9 protein-coding genes are annotated in these 4,506 nt (G+C 33.8%); 5 read left to right on the top strand and 4 right to left on the bottom strand.

The features are described 5' to 3' along the window. Window positions 1–96: 96 nt before the first annotated feature. From JR312_RS06095 to JR312_RS06085, 3 genes are all read right to left on the bottom strand, one after another. The gene (locus JR312_RS06095) at window positions 97–369 is read right to left on the bottom strand and encodes a helix-turn-helix domain-containing protein (protein WP_416647965.1); all 273 of its coding nucleotides are present in this window, start codon (window positions 367–369) and stop codon (window positions 97–99) included. A 1-nt stretch (window position 370) separates the two neighbouring features. Next, complete coding sequence (locus JR312_RS06090) at window positions 371–706, bottom strand: helix-turn-helix domain-containing protein (protein WP_264687764.1); 336 nt, start codon at window positions 704–706, stop codon at window positions 371–373. Window positions 707–809: 103 nt separating this feature from the next. Further along, window positions 810–1,361 carry a JAB domain-containing protein gene (locus tag JR312_RS06085; RefSeq protein ID WP_416647964.1) on the bottom strand — a complete coding sequence of 184 codons (552 nt, stop codon included), beginning with the start codon at window positions 1,359–1,361 and terminating at the stop codon, window positions 810–812. Between the two features lie 372 nt (window positions 1,362–1,733). Between JR312_RS06085 and JR312_RS06080 the strand changes: the two genes are divergently transcribed. Both JR312_RS06080 and JR312_RS06075 read left to right on the top strand, forming a co-directional pair. Then, complete coding sequence (locus JR312_RS06080) at window positions 1,734–2,012, top strand: hypothetical protein (protein ID WP_319606766.1); 279 nt, start codon at window positions 1,734–1,736, stop codon at window positions 2,010–2,012. A gap of 102 nt (window positions 2,013–2,114) precedes the next feature. Then, window positions 2,115–2,645, top strand: a complete 531-nt coding sequence (locus JR312_RS06075; protein ID WP_250119939.1) for a head-tail connector protein — start codon at window positions 2,115–2,117, stop codon at window positions 2,643–2,645. Window positions 2,646–2,655: 10 nt separating this feature from the next. Here the strand turns inward: JR312_RS06075 and JR312_RS06070 are convergent, their stop codons facing one another. Next, on the bottom strand, window positions 2,656–2,763 hold the full coding sequence (locus tag JR312_RS06070; protein WP_416647963.1) for a WPE palindromic element domain-containing protein: 108 nt from the start codon (window positions 2,761–2,763) through the stop codon (window positions 2,656–2,658). A 22-nt stretch (window positions 2,764–2,785) separates the two neighbouring features. Here JR312_RS06070 and JR312_RS06065 point away from each other — a divergent pair, with 22 nt between their 5' ends. The 3 genes from JR312_RS06065 to JR312_RS06055 are packed head-to-tail and all read left to right on the top strand — an operon-like array spanning window position 2,786 to window position 4,344. Further along, window positions 2,786–3,187 carry a DUF3168 domain-containing protein gene (locus JR312_RS06065; RefSeq protein WP_264331180.1) on the top strand — a complete coding sequence of 134 codons (402 nt, stop codon included), beginning with the start codon at window positions 2,786–2,788 and terminating at the stop codon, window positions 3,185–3,187. After that, window positions 3,162–3,551 carry a phage tail tube protein gene (locus JR312_RS06060; protein WP_416647962.1) on the top strand — a complete coding sequence of 130 codons (390 nt, stop codon included), beginning with the start codon at window positions 3,162–3,164 and terminating at the stop codon, window positions 3,549–3,551. Before JR312_RS06065 ends, JR312_RS06060 begins: the two co-directional genes overlap by 26 nt. A gap of 58 nt (window positions 3,552–3,609) precedes the next feature. Beyond that, complete coding sequence (locus JR312_RS06055; RefSeq protein WP_416647961.1) at window positions 3,610–4,344, top strand: hypothetical protein; 735 nt, start codon at window positions 3,610–3,612, stop codon at window positions 4,342–4,344. The last annotated feature ends 162 nt before the right edge of the window (window positions 4,345–4,506 follow it).

Genomic DNA, 4,506 nt, shown 5'->3' with positions numbered 1-4,506 from the left:
TATTGTGCTATAAAAAAGGTAGAGCAAAAGTGGATTACTGCTTTGCCTAATTGGGCTTTAACTATGTCTCAACTTGATATCTTTTTTCCTGGTAGGTTAAAAATTGAGTTGAATTGAAAATGCGGTTTGACACACTTTTTCGAACGTTCCCGCTTTGGTAAAAAAATATGACATATCAACAGACAAAGCTTCTGCCAAATTATACAATCTATCAACTACAAGCCTTACCTCTCCAGTTTCATATCCTTGTATATGCTGAAATGAAATTCCAAGCTTTTTTCCTAAGTCCCTTTGGCTAAAACCACATATTAGCCTTCTTTTCCTTATTTTTTCACCTATTTGCTTATCGATAGGATGTTGTATGGTCATTTTACGTATCAGATAATATACTTTGAGAAAAAGATTTTACCAATATATAAACTACACTACGTAACCTTTTGCTCTTAATTTCATTGTATCCTTTGACTAATTTTAATATCTCCTCATCATAAGCTTCATGTGAGTCGTCATGCACATCAGTAAAAAAATCATCCACATTAATCGATAGAGCTTTTGCTAAGTCGTATAGTCTACTAGCCAAAATGTGGTTTGAACCATTTTCGTACCTTTGTATCTGCCTATATGAAACACCTATTCTTTTTCCTAACTCAGTTTGTGTTAAACCACAGTATAATCTAAGTTCTTTTATTTTTTTGCCTAATTCCACCTTTCATTACTAATTTTAGCTGTTCAAGCTTATATTGAATTTTTTAATTTATGAAGTGAAAAAAAAGAAGGAGAGCTAGAGAACTCTCCTTCCGGTCTACAGATTACAATAAACCACTGTCATAAAAACTAAAGTGGCTCTTCTGTGTTACGATTATATGATCTATTAATTTCATTCCTACATTTTCACAGGTTGCAGCTAATGTAAGTGTGTTATCTTCATCCTCTTTAGATGGCTCTATATCTCCACTTGGATGATTATGTGAAATTGCAACAGATGATGCGTCAATCAGTAACCCCTGTTTTATTATTTCCCTCACATATAGAGGCACTCTATCTATAGTTCCACAGTCTTGAACATACTCATATATTAAATGACCACTTCGATCTAAGTATACCACTCGTAAGCTTTCCTTTCTTGACTGTCCTATTGCTGCTTTAAAGTATTTTAGTAGCTCTTCTCTATTATCAAGAATCGACAGCTTTTTTAACTTACCTTTCAATATCCTATCGAAAATCTCTTTCAGGCAAAAGATATTTGCTATTGCTCCATCGTTCATTCCTGTAACATTTTTTAGCTCGTGAAGATCAGCATTAATTACCCTTCCTAAACTACCAAAGAGCTCCAGCAGATAGATTACGTTCCAGTAGCTCATGGTCAAGCAAAGACCTACCTCTGCTTGATAGAATACGAGTTTCTAATTTCTCTTTTCTCTCACTATTATTCATAAAAACCTCCAAGATCAACATTATATACAAGTTCAACGCCAGCTTTCTGACGCAGTAGTTCTCGAGGAATAACCCTCTTGAACTCTAAATTTGCAATGTTGTCCTTGTTGCTTGGGCACTGGGATGACAAAAAAGGGGTACTTGAATGACAGTAAAGAGTATCAGGATGATAGGATTTACGCTATAAAGCGAACCGATTTGGTGTGCTGATTTTGTTTGCAGTTTCATAGTACGAATTTTTTACTTCGGTAGTTTTTTTATTGTCATTATAATTATAAGAATAGTTGAGGCCAATTAATATGAAAGCTTTTACGAAAAATTTTAAAGGTAAGGAAAGAAAGCTAGAAGAGTTCAATGAAGAAATAGAAGACATAGCAGCTGCGGCTCAAGATAAGTTTGCGCATGAACTTGAAAACATCGCATATGAAAGTGTGCAGAAATTTCGCAGTCTACTTGCTAAAGAGCTAAACTTCACTTTCAATAACATTCATTCTCAGAATGTCAATCTACTAAAATCCGGCCTAAAAAAAGGAGAAACAGCGTTAATACGTTCTCTTCTCAATATACTTGTACGATAGAGTTGCTGCTGCAATTTAATATTAAGTGATAACTAAAATAAGTAAGATTTTTTATAGATAAGTCTTACTTATTTTAGCTATATATAGAAAAGGAGGGTTGTTATGTCAACAAGACTAAAGTATCCAATCATAAATATACAACGTAAGTCTAAGCCTAAATCTTTTCCAGTAACTTTAGGAGAGGTTAAATCTTTTTTACGAATTGAAAATGATCAAGATGATAAGTTGATTTCAAGTTTTATTTTTATGGCAACTGATTATGCTCAGTGGCATATGGAAAAGTCTCTAGTAAAGCAAACGTGGCAAGTTTCATATGAAGGTTATATACCTCGTAGAATCTATTTAAGCTATGGTCCTGTGAATAAAATAATATTGGCTACTGATAAGAATAGAAAACTTAGTTATTATTTTAGTGATATAGGAAGCTATATTGAATTTTTCAATTATTTGAGCATAATAAGAGCTGATGTTGTATATGAAGCTGGTTATGATAGTGTTCCTGAGCAAATAAAGCTAGGTATTATACAGCATGTTTCTGCTCTCTATAAAAATCGTGAATCAGAAGTAAGTAGCCATTTATCTGAAGTGAAGAAGGTGTATTCTCCATTTCGCGAACCAAAGGTTGTTTTGTAGCTCCTGTTTGTCATTCAATAGCAGATACAACAAATGGTGTCATTCCAGTAGCCCCTTCGATGTCATCCCAGTGTCTGAGCACTGGGATGACACCATCTGTTGTACCTGCAAATTGCAATCTTCGTAACCGTATCTGTGAGATGGAAAAAATTCAAATTATAAATGAGTTGTATAATAGTATTTATGCAGCATTAAAAGCAAACTCTGATTTAAAGAAATATGTTACTAACATCTATGATTACCTGCCTAAGCAGGTTACTATTCCTTATCTGAGATTGCGCATAGTAAATTATATTAACCTGCATATGCTATCTAACTTTGCTACAAAAGTAAGATTTTCATGCGACATATATACTTATCATATAAGCAGCATGCTTGCTGCTATAAAGCATGTTAGCTTGGTGGTAAAGAGCATTAGTAGTGAGACCATTTTGGAAAGTAATTGTGCTATAAATCAGCATGATGAAGTTTTACATTCAACAATTAATTTTGATATTTTAATACAAGGAGGTAGCGATGAGCAAATTACAGCTGAAAATTAAAGGTCATGACAATAATTTTGTTGTGCTGAATAATATACGAAACTTAAGGTTTACTTTGCGTAATAACAAAGAAGAGATGAAAGATATTTCCTCTTTTGGCTGGAGAAAAGTGCTTGATTGTGCTGGAAGTAGAAAGATTACAATAAAAATTAATGGCATTTTAAATTCAGTATTGGCTGATGAATTATTGCGTAATTCTGCAATGTTAAACTCTAATAATGATTATGAGATTAGTTTTAATACTAAGGAGAAGATAAAACTCAGGTGTTCGGTTGAATTATATGAGAGATATTACGATCCTGCCACTTTTGACAGCTTCACTGTAGTTTTAGCCAGTGCTGAAGTTGTGAACACTTTTCATTAGTGTTAATTTAATTTTTTCATATACAATAATAATAAGTGGGAATAAATTAAAAAAAATTATGAACGATGAGGATCTTTTCGAAGAAGGCGATGATAATGTTGAAGAGAATAGCGATGACAGAAGAGAAAGGAATTTGAAGAATGAAAATCAGCTTGAAGAGCAGTGCAAAGAGTATTTAAAACCTTTCGAGGATATTTTAAGTCAAATTGATGAAGGAGTTGATAATTTAGATAGTTACGAAAGGACTATGCAAGTAAAGCGAAGTATAGATAGGCTCATAGAAACCTTATATAGCCAAGCAGCATCTGAGGATATTGATGTAGAACTTGAAACCACAAAACACACTCGCGATAAATCAGAGTCCAAGAAAAGAGTTCTGGAAAAGAGAAGAAAACAACTGATGGAAGAGATCTTAAGTTTTCAACAACAAAAGGAGCTAATGAATAGTAGGGAAAAACATGAAGTAGCAAGTGATGGGGATGTTCAGAAGGCAAAAGCACGAGTGAAGTCTTCAATTAGGGGAGTGTTGTTTTCAGTTATTGCTCATAGAATGGATCCAAGAAGGAGGGCAGGGGAAACTGCTGATGACAATGAAAAGCAAGCTCGTATGTACGGTAGAGAAGCAGTTGGTGGAGTTTTAGGTGGATTGTTCAAGGCGTTTTTAACTGCAGTTGCTGCTGTTGTGCGCGAAATTGCTAAACCACTTCAACATATGAACACACAAGAGACGTCTTTTGCAAAACAAGTTGAAGAAAGCAGAAACCAGGATTCACAAAAAGGTCGATCTGTGTAGGTCAAAGTATAATTTCAAAAAAATGGGAACGTTCAAAAAAGTGTGTCAAACCGAAAAAAAAGTAATAAATTGATATAAAAGATGGAGGTTTGATATGAGTCAAGCAAATAGAACTACTGGTTTGGTAGATTATAAAGAATTAGAAACAAATATCCTGTCATC

Origin of the sequence: Wolbachia endosymbiont of Nasonia giraulti, assembly GCF_048054155.1 — a bacterium.
Taxonomy (GTDB): domain Bacteria; phylum Pseudomonadota; class Alphaproteobacteria; order Rickettsiales; family Anaplasmataceae; genus Wolbachia; species Wolbachia pipientis_C.
This window is presented reverse-complemented; position numbering and strand designations above follow the sequence as displayed.